General features: G+C 65.8%; 18 protein-coding genes. 14 read left to right on the top strand and 4 right to left on the bottom strand.

Annotated features, from left to right (window positions below; translation table 11 throughout):
- Positions 1-18 precede the first annotated feature (18 nt).
- On the top strand, positions 19-912 hold the full coding sequence (locus GSH16_RS12895; RefSeq protein ID WP_160855724.1) for a LysR family transcriptional regulator: 894 nt from the start codon (positions 19-21) through the stop codon (positions 910-912).
- 383 nt (positions 913-1,295) lie between these two features.
- Positions 1,296-2,090, top strand: coding sequence for a glutathione S-transferase family protein (locus GSH16_RS12890; RefSeq protein ID WP_160855722.1), 795 nt, complete (start codon positions 1,296-1,298; stop codon positions 2,088-2,090).
- A 21-nt stretch (positions 2,091-2,111) separates the two neighbouring features.
- On the opposite strand, the gene GSH16_RS12885 is transcribed toward GSH16_RS12890, so the two are convergent.
- Together GSH16_RS12885 and GSH16_RS12880 are read right to left on the bottom strand one after the other, a co-directional pair.
- Positions 2,112-2,678 (bottom strand): COG3904 family protein, encoded by a 567-nt coding sequence (locus GSH16_RS12885; protein WP_160855720.1) that lies wholly within the window; start codon positions 2,676-2,678, stop codon positions 2,112-2,114.
- A gap of 11 nt (positions 2,679-2,689) precedes the next feature.
- Complete coding sequence (locus tag GSH16_RS12880; RefSeq protein ID WP_160855718.1) at positions 2,690-3,274, bottom strand: hypothetical protein; 585 nt, start codon at positions 3,272-3,274, stop codon at positions 2,690-2,692.
- 203 nt (positions 3,275-3,477) lie between these two features.
- Here GSH16_RS12880 and purL point away from each other — a divergent pair, with 203 nt between their 5' ends.
- The 3 genes from purL (at position 3,478) to grxD (ending at position 6,368) form a co-directional block, all read left to right on the top strand.
- Complete coding sequence (gene purL / locus GSH16_RS12875) at positions 3,478-5,667, top strand: phosphoribosylformylglycinamidine synthase subunit PurL (RefSeq protein ID WP_160855716.1); 2,190 nt, start codon at positions 3,478-3,480, stop codon at positions 5,665-5,667.
- A gap of 90 nt (positions 5,668-5,757) precedes the next feature.
- Positions 5,758-6,000, top strand: a complete 243-nt coding sequence (locus GSH16_RS12870) for a BolA family protein (RefSeq protein ID WP_160855714.1) — start codon at positions 5,758-5,760, stop codon at positions 5,998-6,000.
- 5 nt (positions 6,001-6,005) lie between these two features.
- A complete protein-coding gene (grxD, locus tag GSH16_RS12865) occupies positions 6,006-6,368 on the top strand; it encodes a Grx4 family monothiol glutaredoxin (RefSeq protein ID WP_160855712.1) in 363 nt (120 codons plus the stop codon).
- A gap of 171 nt (positions 6,369-6,539) precedes the next feature.
- Here grxD and GSH16_RS12860 read toward each other — a convergent pair whose 3' ends face one another.
- Together GSH16_RS12860 and GSH16_RS12855 are read right to left on the bottom strand one after the other, a co-directional pair.
- Positions 6,540-6,938, bottom strand: coding sequence for a cell division protein ZapA (locus GSH16_RS12860; protein ID WP_160855710.1), 399 nt, complete (start codon positions 6,936-6,938; stop codon positions 6,540-6,542).
- On the bottom strand, positions 6,938-7,156 hold the full coding sequence (locus tag GSH16_RS12855; protein WP_160855708.1) for a hypothetical protein: 219 nt from the start codon (positions 7,154-7,156) through the stop codon (positions 6,938-6,940). The genes GSH16_RS12860 and GSH16_RS12855 overlap by 1 nt, the downstream gene beginning before the upstream one ends.
- A 291-nt stretch (positions 7,157-7,447) precedes the next feature.
- On the opposite strand from GSH16_RS12855, the gene tkt reads away from it, so the two are divergent.
- The 9 genes from tkt to GSH16_RS12810 all read left to right on the top strand — a co-directional run bounded on the left by tkt (position 7,448) and on the right by GSH16_RS12810 (position 17,398).
- Positions 7,448-9,466 (top strand): transketolase, encoded by a 2,019-nt coding sequence (tkt, locus tag GSH16_RS12850; protein WP_160855706.1) that lies wholly within the window; start codon positions 7,448-7,450, stop codon positions 9,464-9,466.
- A 9-nt stretch (positions 9,467-9,475) separates the two neighbouring features.
- Complete coding sequence (locus tag GSH16_RS12845) at positions 9,476-9,616, top strand: hypothetical protein (RefSeq protein ID WP_160855705.1); 141 nt, start codon at positions 9,476-9,478, stop codon at positions 9,614-9,616.
- Between the two features lie 28 nt (positions 9,617-9,644).
- On the top strand, positions 9,645-10,832 hold the full coding sequence (locus GSH16_RS12840) for a phosphoglycerate kinase (protein ID WP_160855704.1): 1,188 nt from the start codon (positions 9,645-9,647) through the stop codon (positions 10,830-10,832).
- A gap of 121 nt (positions 10,833-10,953) precedes the next feature.
- Entirely contained in the window at positions 10,954-11,883 is a 930-nt protein-coding gene (locus GSH16_RS12835; protein WP_160855703.1) for a class I fructose-bisphosphate aldolase, read from the top strand.
- Between the two features lie 238 nt (positions 11,884-12,121).
- On the top strand, positions 12,122-12,424 hold the full coding sequence (locus GSH16_RS12830; RefSeq protein ID WP_160855702.1) for an FtsB family cell division protein: 303 nt from the start codon (positions 12,122-12,124) through the stop codon (positions 12,422-12,424).
- Between the two features lie 157 nt (positions 12,425-12,581).
- The gene (gene pdhA / locus GSH16_RS12825; protein WP_160855701.1) at positions 12,582-13,571 is read left to right on the top strand and encodes a pyruvate dehydrogenase (acetyl-transferring) E1 component subunit alpha; all 990 of its coding nucleotides are present in this window, start codon (positions 12,582-12,584) and stop codon (positions 13,569-13,571) included.
- A gap of 15 nt (positions 13,572-13,586) precedes the next feature.
- Positions 13,587-14,960 (top strand): pyruvate dehydrogenase complex E1 component subunit beta, encoded by a 1,374-nt coding sequence (locus GSH16_RS12820; protein ID WP_160855700.1) that lies wholly within the window; start codon positions 13,587-13,589, stop codon positions 14,958-14,960.
- A 12-nt stretch (positions 14,961-14,972) separates the two neighbouring features.
- Positions 14,973-16,292 carry a pyruvate dehydrogenase complex dihydrolipoamide acetyltransferase gene (locus tag GSH16_RS12815; protein WP_160855699.1) on the top strand — a complete coding sequence of 440 codons (1,320 nt, stop codon included), beginning with the start codon at positions 14,973-14,975 and terminating at the stop codon, positions 16,290-16,292.
- Positions 16,293-16,450: 158 nt separating this feature from the next.
- On the top strand, positions 16,451-17,398 hold the full coding sequence (locus tag GSH16_RS12810; RefSeq protein WP_160855698.1) for a 1-phosphofructokinase family hexose kinase: 948 nt from the start codon (positions 16,451-16,453) through the stop codon (positions 17,396-17,398).
- Positions 17,399-17,401: the final 3 nt, after the last annotated feature.

Here is a 17,401-nt window from a genome sequence, read left to right as displayed (position 1 = left end):
CGTGGCGGAGGTTCGGACGTGGACTGGGACAAGTTGAGGATCTTTCACGCGGTGGCGGATGCGGGCAGCCTGACCCATGCGGGCGAGGCGCTCCGGCTCAGCCAGTCGGCCGTGTCGCGCCAGATCCGCGGGCTGGAGGAAAGCCTCGGGGTCACGCTCTTCCACCGCCACGCCCGCGGGCTGATCCTGACCGAACAGGGCGAGCTTCTCTTCGAGGCGACGCGCTCCATGTCGAAACGGCTCGACACGGCAACCGCGCGCATCCGCGACAGCGAGGACGAGGTGTTCGGCGAATTGCGCGTCACCTCCACGGTGGGCTTCGGCACGCTCTGGCTCGCCCCGCGCCTGAAGCGGCTCTACGCGCGCTACCCGAACCTGAAGATCAACCTGATGCTGGAGGAACGGGTCCTCGACCTGCCGATGCGGGAGGCCGATGTGGCGATCCGCATGAAGGAACCGAGCCAGGCCGACATCATCCGCCGCCGGCTGATGGATGTGAATATTCGCTTCTATGCCTCGCGCACCTATCTCGACGAGAACGGCGTGCCCGGCTCGATCGACGATCTGGCAAGCCACAGGATGATCACCCAAAGCTCCGACGCGCCGCAGGTGTCCGCCGGCAAGCGCTGGCTGGAGCCGATCCTCGCGCAGGACCACCAGTCGCACCTGACGGTGAACAATTATTTCGGCATCCTGCAGGCCGCGCTCCACGGGCTGGGCATCGGCGCCCTGCCCGACTATCTGCCCGTCGATTTCCCCGATCTGGTCCGTGTGCTCCCCGAGGAGGAAAGCGACCAGATCCCCGTCTACCTTGCCTATGCGGAGGAATTGCGCCATTCCAGCCGGGTCAGCGCCTTCCGCGATTTCATGCTGGAAGAACTGGCGGAATACCGCAAACAGCGCCGCGAATGACGGGTTTTGTTCATATCTTCGCCATTTTTGTGCTATAGCTATGCACAGGGGTGATAGCGGCTATGCGCGCCTCAGCCGTTTTTTTTCTTGAACGGCCCAGGACCCATACCTATATCCACCCTCGAAACGGGATGCGGTTTCCCGCACCGTTTCAACCTCCCTGTTGGACTTGGGCCGAGCTTTGCTCGGCCTTTTTTTTGCCCGATCGCCAGCAGCGCCTGTTTTTGCTGGCGCCGGCCGGCACCGTCCTGTGCCCCTGCCGCAGGCATTGTCCCCCCCGCACAGGCATATCGTGACTTGATCGGCCACCGGCCTCTTGCCACAGTCACGCCAATGCGCATCCGATTATCCCACTGTCGCCGTTCGCAGCCCGGAGCCGACCCATGCAAAAACCGCTGATCTACCATATTCCCGTCTGTCCTTTCTCGCAGCGGGTGAAGATTCTGCTCGCGCTCAAAGGCCTGTCGGACGCAGTGGATTTTCAGGTGATCGACATCACCAAGCCGCGGCCGGACTGGCTTCTGGAAAAGACCCAGGGCACCACCGCCCTGCCGGTGCTGGAGGATGAGGAGGGCCGCATCCTGAAGGAAAGCCTCATCATCATGCGCTATGTGGAGGAACGGTTCGACGCCACGCCCGTCGCGCGCCGCGACCCGTTCGAGCGCGGACTGGAACGCTGGCTCATCAGTCGGGAAGGTCCCTTCGCAGCCGCAGGCTATCTGATGGTGATGAACCGCGACCGCGACAAGCGCGACGAAAAGCGCGAGGCGCTCCTGAAGGAATATCGCTGGCTGAACGGCGAGTTGGAGCGGCTCAACCCCGATGGCACCTATCTCTTCGACGATTTCGGGCTGGCCGAACTGGTCTACACGCCGCTGATGATGCGGTTCTGGTTCCTCGACTATTACGAAGGGTTCAGCCTGCCCGACGGCCCCGACTATGCCCGCGTCGCGCGCTGGCAGGCCGCCTGTCTCGCCCATCCCGCCGCCCAGCAGGTCACTTATGACGAGATCGTGAAACTCTATTACGACTATGCGGTCGGTGCGGGCAACGGCGCCCTGCCCGAGGGGCGCAAAGTGTCGAGTTTCACGTTCGAGCCGGACTGGCCGGAGCGGCCGATGCCGCCGCGCGATGTCTATGACCGGATCGCCTCGGATGCGGAACTGGGCCTCGTCTGACCGCCGCCCGCAGGGTCCGGCCTATTCGACATGGCCGAACGGGATCCCGAGCCGCCGCGCATCGCTGGCCGTCAGATAGATCATCTCGTCGGGCTCCGGCGTGATGACATAGTCCGCCACCTGCGGCCCGTAGCCCAGTTCCGACAGGAAATCCTTCACCAGCGCATTGCCGTCATGCGCGACCATCCCGTGCGACCAGACCGTGTGGAAGCCGATGAGCGCGCGCTCCGACGCATAGCGCGACGCGCCCGACAGCCAGATGAAGCCGCAGGCGCTCAGGCAGACTTCCTCCTCGTCGACCAGCGTGTCGAGCCCCCAGCCGCGGATCATGTAACCGATGGCCAGCGCCGGCTCCAGCAGGCCGCCCTCGCTGTGCAGCCAGACATCCTCGATCCGGCCCTCGGGCTTGGACTTGATCTTCAGATAGGCCGAGGTGAAGCGCTGCGCGTCCCCCTCCTCGATATCGCCGGTCATGAAAATGTAGGAGCTGCCGTTCTCGTAGGTGCCGACCTCGAAATCGGCGGCAAGTGCGGGCGCGGCAGCGGCCAGAGCGATCCCCGCCGCCATCAGGCGCAATGCATGTGTCATCCGTGCCGCCCTCATCGTCCGAAATAGCGGGGTTCGTCCCCGATCGTGCCCGCACCCGAACGGGCGAACGGGTCGCTCGGGTCGCTCTCGCGATTGGCGACCGCATTGTCCCAGCATTCGTAGAGTTTCAGGATCGCCGCCGCGCTGCCGCGCAGCGAGAATTCCAGAACGTGATTGCCATATTCATCCATGATCGCCGCGTCGCGCCCGTTCTGGATGTCGGTCAGGAACGCATCCGTCAGGTCGCGCACCACCAGAAGCTCGCCCTCCAGTTCCGCCACCCCGCTCCAGCTGTCGCGGTCGATCGCCAGCGACACTTCCGCCTCGCGCTTGGTCAGGTCCCAGCCGGGGTTTTCCACCACCAGCGTCACGTCCTCATGGTCGGGAAACACATAGAGCGAGAACCAGATCCCCTCGCCGGCGGACGTATAGGCATCGCAATGGACCTCGCCATCCTGCCAGACCTCGTCCACCACCCAATCCTTGTGATCGAGCAGCGTCCGCCGTTCCTGATCGGCCGCCAGCGCCGGTCCGCCGGCCCATCCGGCCGACAGAATCGCCCCCGCCAGAGCGGCCGCGGGCGCATATCGGGTCATCACGTCCATTTCCGTCCTTTCTGCCGGGTTCTCCCGCCCGGCCGTGCCTTGGCCCCGGTCTCGGCCATGAATGGGGCGATTTTAGGACCTTTTCCCGCGCGGTCCATTGCCGCGCCGGCCGGTCTGCCTGCGCTACGCCCTTTCCCTGCGGGACCTTCCCGACTACAAGGCGGCGCAGATGCAATGTCAAAGCCGGAGCGCCGATGTCCGACCTGCCCGCCGACCCGCCGATCACCGACGATCTCATCGCCAGCCACGGGCTGAATGCCGAGGAGTATCAGCGCATCCTCGACCTGATCGGGCGCGAACCGACCTTCACCGAGCTTGGCATTTTCTCGGCCATGTGGAACGAGCATTGCTCCTACAAAAGCTCCAAGAAATGGCTCCGCACCCTGCCGACCGAAGGCCCGCAGGTCATCTGCGGCCCGGGCGAGAATGCGGGCATCGTCGATATTGGCGACGGGCAGGCCGTGGTCTTCAAGATGGAGAGCCACAACCACCCGTCCTATATCGAACCCTATCAGGGCGCCGCGACGGGCGTCGGGGGCATCCTGCGTGACGTGTTCACCATGGGCGCGCGCCCGATTGCGGCGATGAACGCGCTCAGCTTCGGCGCACCCGACCATCCGCGCACCCGCGCGCTGGTCCACGGCGTGGTGGAAGGCATCGGCGGCTATGGCAACTGTTTCGGCGTGCCGACCATCGGGGGCGAATTGCGCTTCCACGCCGCCTATAACGGCAACTGCCTTGTGAACGCCTTCGCGGCCGGGCTCGCCGATGCGGATGCGATCTTCTATTCCGCCGCTTCGGGCGTCGGCATGCCGGTCGTCTATCTGGGCGCGAAAACCGGGCGCGACGGCGTCGGCGGCGCGACCATGGCCTCGGCCGAGTTCGACGACACGATCGAGGAAAAGCGCCCCACCGTGCAGGTGGGCGACCCGTTCACCGAGAAACGCCTGATGGAAGCCTGCCTCGAACTGATGGCCACCGGTGCCGTCATCTCGATCCAGGACATGGGCGCGGCGGGGCTGACCTGCTCGGCGGTGGAAATGGGCGACAAGGGCAATCTCGGCGTGGCGCTCGATCTGGAAAAAGTGCCGGTGCGCGAGGACCGGATGACCGCCTACGAGATGATGCTGTCGGAAAGCCAGGAGCGGATGCTCATGGTCCTGCGGCCCGAAAAGGAAGCCGAAGCCAAGGCGGTGTTCGACAAGTGGGACCTCGATTTCGCAATCGTGGGCGAAACCATTGCCGAAGACCGGTTCCTGATCCGCCTGAACGGCGAGGTGAAGGCCGACCTGCCGCTGAAGGCGCTCTCGGGCACCGCGCCTGAATATGACCGCCCCTGGGTGCCGACACCGGCCCGCGACGCCTATGACGATGTACCCGACATCACCCCCGATGCGGCGCTGCTCGCGCTGGCCGGCTCGCCCAATTACGCGTCCCGCGCCTGGGTCTGGGAACAGTATGACCATATGGTCATGGCCGACACGGTCGTCCGCCCCGGCTCCGATGCCGGCGTGGTGCGGGTGCACGGCACGAAAAAGGCGCTCGCCTTCACCTCCGACGTGACGCCGCGCTACTGTTTCGCCAACCCGGTCGAGGGCGGCAAACAGGCCGTGGCGGAAGCCTATCGCAACCTTTGTGCGACCGGTGCGAAACCGCTGGCGACGACCGACAATCTCAACTTCGGCAACCCCGAGAAGCCCGAGATCATGGGCCAGCTTGTGGGCTGTATCGAGGGGATCGGCGCGGCCTGCGCGGCACTCGACATGCCGATCGTGTCGGGCAATGTCTCGCTCTATAACGAGACCGACGGCAAGGGCATCCTGCCGACCCCGACCATCGGCGCGGTGGGCCTGCTGGCGGATGCCGACCAGCTGATCCGGATGGCGCCCGGCCCGCAGGATGCACTCGTGCTGATCGGCGAAACCGCGGGCCATCTCGGCCGCTCGGCACTTCTGGCCGAATGTCTGGGGCTGGAGGCCGGCGACGCGCCCGCCGTCGACCTGCAGGCCGAACGCGCGGCCGGCGAACTGGTGCGCGCCGCCCGTGACGCGGGCCTCGTGCGGGCCGCGCATGACCTCTCGGATGGCGGGCTGGCGCTCGCCGCCGCCGACATGGCACTGGCCGCGGACACGGGGCTGGTGCTCGAAGCGGACGGCACCCTGCCCGACATTGCCTGGTTCTTCGGCGAGGATCAGGGCCGCTACCTGCTCGCCTGCGCGCCCGACAAGGCGGATGCGCTTTGCGCGATGGCCGCCGATGCCGGCGTTGCGGCCCGCACCGTGGGCCGGATGGGCGGCACGGATGTGGCGCTCGGCACGTCCCGTGTGCCGCTCGACGCGCTGAAGCACGCCCACAGGCACGGCCTGCGCGACCTCGTCGCCTGACCTTCACCGCAGCCCGGGCGGGCAGCCCTTGCACCCGCCCCGGCCGCACCCTAGATTTCCACCAAGAACCACGCGCAGGAGTGACCCCCGATGGCCATGGAAGCCCAGCAGATCGAAACCCTGATCCGGGAGGCCTTTCCGACCGCGAAGATCACCATCACCGACCTTGCCGGCGACGGAAACCATTATGCGGCGGAAGTGATCGCGGAAGAATTCACCGGCCTCAACCGCGTGAAACAGCATCAACTCGTCTATGCCGCGCTCAAAGGGCGGATGGACGGACCGGCAGGCGAATTGCACGCGCTCGCCCTGACCACAAAAGCACCGGAGTGACCGACATGACCAATGCCGCAGAAACCATCCAGAGCGATATCGACAGCAATGATGTCGTGCTGTTCATGAAAGGCACGTCGAGCATGCCGCAATGCGGCTTCTCCTCCCGCGTGGCTGGCGTGCTCAACTATATGGGCGTCACCTACAAGGACGTGAACGTGCTCGCGGATGAGGAAATCCGCCAGGGCATCAAGGATTTCTCCGACTGGCCGACCATCCCGCAACTCTATGTGAAGGGCGAGTTCGTGGGCGGCTGCGACATCATCACCGAAATGACCCTGTCGGGCGAGCTGGACCAGCTCTTCACCAGCAAGGGCGTCAGCTTCGACAAGGACGCCGCCGACAAGATCCGCGAAGCCAACGGCTGACGCGAATTTCCGCCGCAACCTCGGCGCGGGGTGCAGACAGGACAGGCCGGTCCCTCCGGGGCCGGCCTTTCTTGTGACATGGCCTGAGCCAAGTCACACAAGCGGCTGACAAAAAACAAAAAGGCCGGCGCACCGGCCGGCCTCTCATTCACCTTTGGAACGGGCAAGGCTTCAGGCCACCCAGCCTTTCTGTTCCATCGTGTCGACAAACTCTTCCAGCTCGCCCGTCAGGTTTTCCAGAAGCGCCTCGGCGCGGCTGTCATCAGGTCCCTCGGAGGCCTTGGCCTGCAGGACGGCGAGTTTCGCCTCCGCATCCTTCAGCCGCTGTTCGAGCGCACCGATCCGGTCCTCCGCCGATTCCAGCTTCCAGGCAACGCCGATCGCGCGGTCGGCCATCATCAGTCCGGCCATGAGCAGCATCCGCGTCTCGGGCAGACGCCCGAGACCGCCCATCACATGCTGCGCCTCCTGATCGAGCAGTTGCGCCGCGGCCTGCAGCTGCGTCTCCTGCCCCTCTTCGCAGACGACCGAAAAACTTCGCCCGCCGATTTCCAGTGAAAGTTCCGGCACTACAGCCCCCTTGTTGTGTCCTTCAATGTCCCGATCAGACTGTCGAGCCGGTCGGCTTCCTCGGCCCGGCGGCGCTTCAGCGCGTCCAGTTCCGACGACAGGTCTGCATGGCTCTCGGTCAACCGCGCCACCTCTGCCGCATCGGCTCCGTCGGAGCTGCCAGCATCGAGATCGCTTCGGTCGGGGGCACCCTCGGACAGGGTCCTGAGGCGTTCCAAGATTCGGGTGACTCTACCCTCTAACGCGTCCAGTTTTTCCGTCATCCTGCTCTCTTTTATCCGGCCCGCCGCAGATGCCTCTGTGGGCCACGACGAATCGTTCCCTGCACCGGACAGTCCTATTCTACCCTGAATACAGCATTTTTTGGGGGCTTTTCGACCCTCGATTGCGACAGTTCGGATGCTTGACCCACGCCGCCACACTGTTATCAAGCCAGCGAACCGACTCAACCCGCCCCGGCCCGGGCCCCGTCCCGTTCCCGCCGGTCCCAGCCAGGAAAGAGCAGAGACGTGGATATTTCCGACCTTCGCCAGAACCACCCCGACCATTGGGCCAAGGCCGCGGCCATCCGCGTGCTCTCCATGGATGCGGTGCAGGCCGCCAATTCCGGCCATCCCGGCATGCCGATGGGCATGGCCGACGTGGCCACCGTCCTGTTCGAGAAACACCTGAAATTCGACGCCTCCGCCCCCGACTGGGCCGACCGCGACCGGTTCATCCTGTCCGCGGGCCACGGCTCGATGCTGCTCTATTCGCTCCTGCACCTCACCGGCTACGAGGACATGACAATCGAGCAGATCCGCAACTTCCGCCAGCTCGGCGCGATCACCGCGGGCCACCCCGAATATGGCCATGCCAAGGGCATCGAGACGACGACCGGCCCGCTCGGCCAGGGCATCGCCACCGCCGTGGGCTTCGCCATGGCCGAACAGTCGATGGCCGCACGCTTCGGCAAGAAGGTTGTCGACCACCACACTTACGTGATCGCCGGCGACGGCTGCCTGATGGAAGGCATCAGCCACGAGGCGATCGGCCTTGCCGGCAAGCAGAAGCTCGGCAAGCTCATCGTGCTCTGGGACGACAACGGCATCTCCATCGACGGCAAGGTCGACCTGTCGGACGTGACCGACCAGATGACCCGGTTCGAGGCCGCCGGCTGGTCCGTCTTCTCCTGCGACGGGCATGATCCGGTCGCCATCGACCGTGCCATCGCGCAGGCCAAGCAGAGCCCCCTGCCCTCGATGATCGCCTGCAAGACCCATATCGGCTTCGGCTCGCCCGCCAAGCAGGACACGTCGAAAGCCCACGGCTCGCCGCTCGGCCCCGACGAGATCGCCAAGGTGCGCGAGATCTACGGCTGGCCGCATCCGGCCTTCGAGATCCCCGCCGACATCAAATCCGCATGGGAAGCGATCGGTGCGCACGGCGCGGAAACCCGCAAGGCCTGGGAAGAGGCCAAGGCGACCCTGTCGGGCGCGCGCCAGGCCGAGTTCGACCGCGTGATGTCGGGCGCCGCGCCCAAGCGCCTGTCCGCCGCGATCAAGGCGTTCAAGAAACAGGTCTCTGCCGATGCGCCGAAAGTGGCCACCCGCAAAAGCTCCGAGATGGCGCTCGAGGTGATCAACAAGATCGCACCCGAGACCATCGGCGGCTCGGCCGACCTGACCGGCTCCAACAACACGCTGACCGAAGGGCTCGGCACGTTCGATGCCGACAACCGCAAGGGCCGCTACGTCTATTACGGCATCCGCGAACATGGCATGGCCGCGGCCATGAACGGCCTGTCGCTGCACGGCGGCGTGAAAGCCTATGGCGGCACCTTCATGTGCTTCACCGACTATGCGCGCGGCGCGATGCGCCTGTCGGCGCTGATGGGCGTGCCGGTCACCTATGTGATGACCCATGACAGTATCGGCCTTGGCGAGGACGGCCCGACCCACCAGCCGGTGGAGCATCTGGCGATCAACCGCGCCACGCCCAACACCAACCTCTTCCGCCCCTGCGACACGATCGAGACGGCCGAGGCCTGGGAACTGGCAATCACCTCCGAATCCACGCCGTCGGTGCTGGCACTGACCCGTCAGGGCCTGCCGACGCTGCGCACCAAGCATACGACCAAGAACCTGACCGCGCAGGGCGCCTATGTGCTGGCCGAGGCCGACGCCAAGCGCCGCGCCATCCTGATGGCCACCGGGTCCGAGGTGGAGATCGCCATGAAGGCGAAGGAAATCCTCGAAGCCAAGGGCATCGGCACGCGCGTCGTCTCCATGCCCTGCTGGGAACTGTTCGCGGCTCAGGACGAGAAATATCGCCGCCGCGTCCTGCCCGCCGGACCGGTCCGCGTGGCCGTCGAAGCCGGTGCGCGCATGGGCTGGGACCAGTGGCTCTGCGGCGAGCGGGGCAGCGCCAAGAAAGCCGATTTCGTCGGGATGGACGGTTTCGGCGCCTCCGGCCCGATCGACGATCTTTACGAACATTTCGGGATTACGCCGGAAGCTGTCGCGGCAAAAGTCGAGGCACTGCTCTGAGGATCCGCGATGAGCCTGAAAACATTTCTCGGGCTTGTCGCATTGGCGGCTCTGCTGGCCGCCGCAGACATTTACTATCAGACGGGCGTGCTCCTTTTCCTCGGAAAACAGCTCGCCCGCATGACATCCTGGCTGGCCTTCTGGCGCTAGCCGGGATTTTTTTTGCGAAAGGCATGGCATGAGCTGGAAGACACTCGACGATCTCGACCTGCAGGGAAAAACCGTTCTGACCCGCGTGGACATCAACGTCCCCACCGATGGCGACCGGGTCACCGACACGACCCGGATCGAGCGGATCGCCCCCACCGTGCGCGACATTCTGGATGCCGGCGGCAAGCCGGTGCTGCTCGCCCATTTCGGCCGCCCCAAGGGCAAGGCCGTGCCGGAGATGAGCCTCTCGGTCACCCTGCCCGCGCTGCGCGACACGCTCGGCGTGCCGGTGCGCTTCTGCCCCGACACGATCGGCGCGGACGCGGAAGCCGCCGTTGGCGCAATGGAGGCGGGCGAGGTCCTGCTTCTGGAAAACACCCGCTTCCTGCCGGGGGAGGAAGCCAACGACGCGGACACGGCCAAGGCCATGGCCGCACTGGGCGACATCTATTGCAATGACGCGTTTTCCGCCGCCCACCGGGCGCATGCCTCGACCGAAGGGCTCGCACATTTGCTGCCCGCCTGCGCCGGCCGGCTGATGCAGGCAGAACTGTCCGCGCTGGAACAGGCGCTCTCGCATCCCGACCGGCCTGTGGTCGCCGTGGTCGGTGGCGCAAAAGTCTCCACCAAGCTCGACCTTCTTGGCAACCTGATCGACCGGGTCGACCGGATCGTCATTGGCGGCGGCATGGCCAACACGTTCCTCGCCGCGCAAGGCTTGCCTGTCGGCACCTCGCTTTGCGAACATGAGCTGATCGACACGGCGCAGGACATCATGGCCAAGGCAGAGAAGGAAAATTGCGAACTGATCCTGCCTGTCGACCTTGTGGTCGCACGGGACTTCAAGGCGGGCGCCGCGAGCGAGACCGTCGCCGCCGATGCCTGCCCCGATGACGCGATGATCCTCGATGCCGGACCGAAATCGGTCGACCGGGTGAAGGCCGCGTTCGACGCGGCCCGCACGCTCGTCTGGAACGGCCCGCTCGGCGCTTTCGAGATCGCCCCCTTCAACGCCGCCACCGATGCCGCCGCCGCGCATGCCGCCAGCCTGACGAAAGCCGGCAAGCTCGTCTCGGTCGCCGGCGGCGGGGACACGGTCGCCGCGCTCAACGGCGCGGATGCGGCAAAGGATTTCTCCTATGTCTCGACCGCCGGCGGCGCCTTCCTCGAATGGCTCGAAGGCAAGACCCTGCCCGGCGTCGCCGCGCTCGGCTAACCGAACCCACCGCCCGGCCGCACCCCGCGGTTCCGGGCGGCCCACCCGTTCCCCGCCCGACCTGACCCGTCGGGACCGGCGGTCCACCAAGGTCACCCAGAATGGAAGAGGGAAACCCGCGATGAAAGCGACACGCACCGTCCAGAAAATCCTGTCCAACTACGAAGCCGACACGCCCGGCGTGAAGGCCAACCTCTGCCGCATGCTGATGCAGGGCAAGCTCGGCGGCACCGGCAAGATGATCATCCTGCCCGTCGATCAGGGGTTCGAGCACGGGCCCGCGCGCAGCTTCGCGCCGAACCCGGCCGCCTATGACCCGCACTACCATTTCCAGCTCGCGCTCGACGCGGGCCTGAACGCCTATGCCGCGCCGCTCGGCATGCTCGAGGCAGGCGCCGACACATTCGCGGGCCAGATCCCGATGATCCTGAAGGCCAACTCCGCCAACAGCCTGATCCCCGACGAGGCGCCGAAGGACCAGGCGATCACCGCCTCGGTCGATGACGCGCTACGGATCGGCGCATCGGCCATCGGCTTCACCATCTATCCCGGCTCCAGCCAGGGGTTGGAGATGTTCGAGGAAATCTCCGCCATGCGCGAGGAAGCCGCCGCCAAGGGCGTGGCGACCGTCATCTGGTCCTATCCGCGCGGCGAGGCGCTCGACAGCGCCGGCGAAACCGCGGCCGACATCTCGGCCTATGCGGCCCAGATCGCGGCGCTTCTGGGCGCCCATATCATCAAGGTGAAACTCTCTACCGACCATCTGTCGCTGCCGGCGGCCAAGAAGGTCTACGAGGGTGAGGGGATCGACATCTCCACCCAGGCGGCGCGGGTCGCGGATGTGATGAAAAGCAGCTTCAACGGCCGCCGCATCGTCGTCTTCTCGGGCGGCTCCAAGAAGGGCGCGGACAGTGTCTATGACGATGCCCGCGCGATCCGCGACGGCGGCGGCAACGGCTCGATCATCGGCCGCAACACGTTCCAGCGCGAACGCGGCGAGGCGCTCGCCATGCTCGGCAAGCTGATCGAGATCTACAAGGGCAAGGCCTGACGCCACGCCCCGTGCAGGGCCGCCAGATGGCAGGCCCTGCACCTTCCTAGTAGTCCCCTCGGCGGCCACCCCAATATCTTGTAGGCCCCCGCCCGCGCCTGATGCAGAAAAGACTCACCGTGCGGCAAAGGTGAATCAGCCCGCGAAAATATGGGCTTGCAGGCCTCCACAGGGCCGCCGCGCTCTGCCATGATCGCCGGACCCCCGCGTCAGACGGGCTTAAAAGGTGGCATCGACAGTGGACAGCACAACCCGCAGAACCGGTCTGACCGACCTCCTCGTCTACACGGGGTCGCTGCTGCTCATCGTCTATTTCACCTATGCCGCCCTGCAGGGCGAATACGGGCTCTTCCGCCTCTTCATGGTGGAAGCCAAGGAACAGGCGCTGATCGACGAGCTGGAAAGCCTGCAGGCCGACCGCGCGGTGATCGCCAACAAGACGAAACGCCTGTCCAATTCCTATCTCGACCTCGACCTGCTGGACGAACAGGCCCGCCGCATCCTCGGCATGGCCCGCGGCGACGAAATCGTCATCCGCTGAGCGCGCATCCCGCGCGCCGCACCTGCCGCCCCTTCCCGATCAGAGCCTTCCCGCCTGCACATGACAGGGTTGCAAATTTTGACGTGCTTTTTCGCGGCAGTCTCATTATAATATCGTTCAATATTAAACTAATAGAAACTGCTCGGAAGGAAACGCCATGGCGACTGCGCGCCGCAGCAAGAAACCGAACGCGTCAAAGGAAGAGCTCCTCCACTATTACCGCGAGATGCTCCTCATCCGCCGGTTCGAGGAAAAGGCCGGCCAGCTTTACGGAATGGGCCTGATCGGCGGCTTCTGCCACCTCTATATCGGACAGGAAGCCGTTGTCGTCGGGCTGGAGGCCACGGCCAAGGATGGCGACCAGCGCGTCACCTCCTACCGCGACCACGGCCATATGCTGGCCTGCGGCATGGACCCCAAGGGCGTCATGGCCGAACTGACCGGGCGCGAGGGCGGCTATTCCAAGGGCAAGGGCGGCTCGATGCACATGTTCTCGAAAGAGAAGCATTTCTACGGCGGCCACGGGATCGTCGGCGCACAGGTGCCGATCGGCGCCGGCCTCGCCTTCGCCAACAAGTATCGCGGCAATGACAATGTCTCCTTCACCTATTTCGGGGACGGCGCCGCCAATCAGGGCCAGATCTACGAGACGTTCAACATGGCCTCGATCTGGAAACTGCCCTGCATCTTCGTGATCGAGAACAACCAGTATGCGATGGGCACCTCGCTCAAGCGCGCCTCCTCCTCGCCCGCGCTCTACACGCGCGGCGAAGCGTTCGGCATCCCCGGCGAAGCCGTGGACGGGATGGACGTGCTTGCGGTCAAGGCCGCCGGAGAGAAGGCCGTGGCCCACTGCCGCGCCGGCGAAGGCCCCTATATCCTTGAAATGAACACCTATCGCTATCGCGGCCATTCCATGTCCGATCCGGCGAAATACCGGACCCGCGAGGAGGTGCAGAAAATGCGCGAGGAGCGTGACCCGATCGACCATGTGCGCGAGATGCTGCTCGCCGGCAAACATGCGACCGAGGACGAGCTGAAGGCCGCCGACAAGGACATCAAGTCGATCGTCAGCGACGCCGCGAATTTCGCCCAGGAAAGCCCCGAGCCGGATCTCTCCGAGCTCTGGACCGACATCTACGCCTGAGGGAGGACAGACACCATGGCAACCAAGATTCTCATGCCCGCTCTCTCTCCGACGATGGAGGAAGGCACACTCGCGAAATGGCTCGTCAAGGAAGGCGACACGGTCGAAAGCGGCATGGTGCTCGCCGAGATCGAGACCGACAAGGCCACAATGGAATTCGAAGCCGTCGATGAAGGCACGATCGGCAAGATCCTCGTCGCCGAGGGCACCGAAGGGGTGAAGGTCAACGACCCGATCGCCGTCCTGCTCGAAGAAGGCGAGGACGCGTCCGCCGCCGACAATCTCGGCGACGACGCAGCCCCGGCGAAAGAGGAACCGGCCGCCGACGAACCGGCCGTCGCGCAACCCGCCGCCGCCCCGGTGGCCACCGTCGCGCCGCAGGCCGAGGAAATCCCCGAAGGCACCACCTTCAAGACGATGACCGTGCGCGAAGCCCTGCGCGAGGGCATGTCGGAGGAGATGCGCCGCGACGAGGACGTGTTCCTGATGGGCGAGGAGGTGGCCGAATATCAGGGCGCCTACAAGATCTCGCAGGGCATGCTCGACGAGTTCGGCGACCGCCGCGTGATCGACACGCCGATCACCGAACACGGGTTCACCGGTCTGGCTGTCGGCGCCGCCTTTGCGGGCCTGCGCCCCGTCGTGGAGTTCATGACCTTCAACTTCGCCATGCAGGCGATCGACCAGATCATCAACTCCGCCGCCAAGACGCTCTACATGTCGGGCGGCCAGATGGGCTGTCCGATCGTCTTCCGCGGCCCGAACGGCGCCGCCGCCCGCGTCGGCGCGCAGCACAGCCAGGATTATGCAGCCTGGTATGCCGCGATCCCGGGGCTCAAGGTCGTCCAGCCCTACAGTGCGGCAGACGCCAAGGGTCTGATGAAATCGGCGATCCGCGATCCGAACCCGGTTCTGGTGCTGGAGAACGAGATCCTCTACGGCCGCAGCTTCGAGGTGCCCGAGATCGAGGATTTCACCGTCCCGATCGGCAAGGCCCGCATCTGGCGCGAAGGCTCGGACGTGACGCTCGTCTCCTTCGGGATCGGCATGCAATATGCGCTCGAAGCCGCTGACCGGCTGGCCGAGGAGGGCATTTCCGCCGAGGTGGTCGACCTGCGTTCGATCCGCCCGATGGACACGGAAACGGTCATCAACTCGGTGAAGAAAACCAACCGCTGCGTGACAATCGAGGAAGGGTTCCCGGTCTGCTCGATCGGCAACCACATCTCGGCGGTCCTGATGGAACAGGCGTTCGACTATCTCGACGCGCCGGTCATCAACTGCACCGGCAAGGATGTGCCGATGCCCTATGCGGCCAATCTGGAAAAACACGCGCTGGTCACGACGGACGAGGTGGTCGAGGCCGCCAAGGCCGTGACCTATCGCTGAGGGGAGGGACAGATGCCTATCAACATTCTCATGCCCGCACTGTCGCCGACCATGGAGGAAGGCACGCTGGCAAAATGGACCGTCAAGGAAGGCGACAGCGTCGCCTCGGGTGACGTGATCGCCGAAATCGAGACCGACAAGGCCACGATGGAATTCGAGGCCGTGGACGAAGGCACGATCGGCAAGATCATCGTTCCCGAAGGGACCGAGGGCGTGAAGGTCAACGACCTGATCGCCGTGCTGCTCGAAGAGGGGGAAAGCGCCGACGATATCGACGCGTCCGCCGGCGCGTCCGGCGGCGACGCTGCCCCGGCTGCCGAAGCAAAGTCCGACGAGGCGCCCAAGGCAGAGGCTGCCAAAGCGGATGCCCCCGCGCCCGCCGCCGCGCCGGCCGCGCCCAAGGCCGCGGACGGGGACCGGATCTTCGCCTCGCCGCTTGCGCGCCGCATCGCGGCCGACAAGGGGCTCGATCTGGCCGCCATCAAGGGCTCCGGCCCGCATGGCCGGATCGTCAAGGCAGATGTGGAGAATGCGAAACCCGAAGCCGCGAAACCGGCCGAGGCCGCCGCGGCACCGGCTGCCAAATCGGCACCCGCTGCCGGACCGGATGCCGAGACCGTCCGCAAGATGTATGCCGACCGCGAGTACGAGGAAGTCACGCTCGACGGGATGCGCAAGACGATCGCCGCCCGCCTCTCCGAGGCGAAACAGTCGATCCCGCATTTCTACCTGCGGCGCGACATCCAGCTCGACGCGCTCATGGCCTTCCGCGCCCAGCTCAACAAGGCGCTGGAGCCGCGCGGCGTGAAACTGTCGGTCAACGACTTCATCATCAAGGCTTGCGCACTGGCACTCCAGCAGGTGCCCGATTGCAACGCCGTCTGGGCCGGCGACCGGGTGCTGAAGCTGAAACCGTCGGACGTGGCCGTGGCGGTGGCGATCGAGGGCGGGCTCTTCACGCCGGTCCTGCGCGACGCGGACAGCAAGTCCCTCTCCGCCCTCTCGGTGGAAATGAAGGACCTTGCCGGACGCGCCCGCGACCGCAAGCTCGCACCGCATGAATATCAGGGCGGCAGCTTCGCGATTTCCAACCTCGGCATGATGGGGGTGGAGAATTTCGACGCCGTCATCAACCCGCCGCATGCCTCGATCCTCGCGGTCGGCGCGGGCGTGAAGAAGCCGGTCGTCAATGCCGAGGGCGAGGTCACGGTGGCAACCGTCATGTCCGTGACGCTCTCGGTCGATCACCGGGTCATCGACGGGGCGCTCGGGGCCGAGTTCCTGGCCGCCGTCAAGGCCGCGCTCGAGGACCCGATGGGCATGCTCGCCTGACCGGATAGGCCGATTGGCTCGACAAACCGCCCCCGCCGCGCACCTGCGGCGGGGGTTTTTCGTGGACCCAGTGTCCGCGACCCCGGCCCCCATTGCATTTTCCGCCCGCGCCGATACCGTGACGCCGACAGCTTCCCCGCCGATCCGGATCCGCGCCCATGGCCCATATCATCACGCTGACGCTCAATCCCGCGCTCGACATTTCCGCCGATGTGCCGGAGGTCGTGGCCGGGCCGAAACTGCGCTGTGACAATGTGCGGCTCGATCCGGGCGGCGGCGGCATCAACGTGTCGCGCGCGATCCGCATTCTCGGCGGCTATTCGACCTGCCTGATCGTCTCCGGCGGGGCCACCGGCCAGATGCTCGAAGGCCTGCTCGCCAGCGAGGGCATCCGACCCGAAATCATCCCGATGGAGGGCGCCGTCCGCCAGAGCTTCGCGGTCACCGAAGCCGGGACCGACCGCCAGTTCCGCTTCGTCCTGCCCGGCCCGGCGCTCGGCCCCGACATGATGGACCGGATCACCCGTTCCCTCCATGACAGCGCGGGCCCGGGCGATCTCGTTGTCCTGTCCGGCTCGCTCCCGCCGGGCCTGCCCGTCGACGCGTTCCGGCGCATCGCGGACGGCGTCACGCGGTCCGGCGCACGGACCATTCTCGACACGTCCGGCCCGGCGCTCACCGCCGCACTCGACGGTCCGGAGGCACCCTATGACCTCTTGCGACTCGACGGCGGCGAGGGGGACGAACTCGCGGGCCGCGCGCTCGCGACACCGCAGGATGTGGTCGGCTTCGCACGCGGATTGATCGACCGCCGCGCCGCCCGCGCGGTCATCATCGCGCGCGGCGCCGAAGGCTCGGTCTGCGTGACGGAAGAGGGCGCGTGGCTCTGCCGCACACCGGATGTAGAGGTGATCTCGAAAGTCGGCGCGGGCGACAGTTTCGTCGCCGCGACCGTGCTTGCCCATGCCAATGGCGCGCCATGGGAAGAGGCTTTCATCCGCGGCACGGCCGCGGCCAGTTCCGCCGTCAGCACACCCGCGACCGCACTCTGCACAGCCGATCAGGTCGCGGCGCTGGCCGCGGGCTGCACGGTCACCGAACTCTAGGGG

Source organism: Oceanomicrobium pacificus, assembly GCF_009833495.1.
Taxonomy (GTDB): Bacteria; Pseudomonadota; Alphaproteobacteria; order Rhodobacterales; family Rhodobacteraceae; genus Oceanomicrobium; species Oceanomicrobium pacificus.
Note: the sequence above shows the minus strand (reverse complement) of the source record. Positions and strands in the feature narration are given on the sequence as shown.